This window comes from Adlercreutzia sp. DFI.6.23 (assembly GCF_024462535.1).
GTDB lineage: Bacteria > Actinomycetota > Coriobacteriia > Coriobacteriales > Eggerthellaceae > Adlercreutzia > Adlercreutzia rubneri.
Genome location: NZ_JANGBP010000029.1, coordinates 1 through 726 on the forward strand (window position 1 = coordinate 1; position 726 = coordinate 726).

At 72.2% G+C, this 726-nt stretch carries 1 protein-coding gene; it reads right to left on the reverse strand.

What is annotated here, in order from left to right; translation table 11 throughout:
- Nucleotides 1-13: 13 nt before the first annotated feature.
- Complete coding sequence (locus tag NE591_RS12160) at nt 14-724, reverse strand: IS3 family transposase (RefSeq protein WP_371130597.1); 711 nt, start codon at nt 722-724, stop codon at nt 14-16.
- Nucleotides 725-726 lie beyond the last annotated feature (2 nt).

Consider the following 726-nt stretch of genomic DNA (forward strand, 5'->3'; position numbering starts at 1 on the left):
CTTGGACAGCGGCCTACGCCGCCAGCCCCAACCGCCTCCTGCGGTTGTCTATCGTATCGTAGACGGTCCTGCCGCCCTCCCGGAAGGCCTTTAGACGGACGGTCGAGTAGGCGGCCATCCACCCGTCCAGCAGCTCCATGAAGGCCTCCGCCGTCCATCCCGACCAGTCCCGCCCGTGGAAGAACTCGTTCTTCAGGTTGCCGAAGAACCCCTCGCAGGCGGCGTTGTCGGGGCTGGTGCCCTTGCGCGACATCGACCTGGCCAGCCCGTGGCGCCCGCATATGGCCTTCCACCCGGGCCAGCGGTAGTGGCAGCCGCGGTCGGTGTGCGCGACGGGCGCCTCCCCCTCCCCGAGCGTCGCGCACGCCATCTCGAGGGACGACTCGGTGAGGCGCGCGTCGGGGCTGGTGCCGACGGCCCAGCCGACGGGCTTGCCGTCGAACAGGTCGACGACGGGCGACAGGTACACCTTGCGGCCGTCGTCGGGCAGGCGGAACTCGGTCACGTCGCTGACCCACGCCTCGTTGGGGCGCCCGGCGGAGAAGTCGTGGGTGCCGTCCGCCCTCAGCAGCAGGTTGGGCGCGGGCGCGTCGATCTCGCCGGCGTAGGAGCTGTAGCGCCCCCTGCGCGCGTAGCACACGCGCAGCCCGAGCCCGCGCATGAGCCGCCGCACCACCTTCTCCGACACCGGCCGGCCGCGCCGGCGCGACACGACCTCGCGCACGA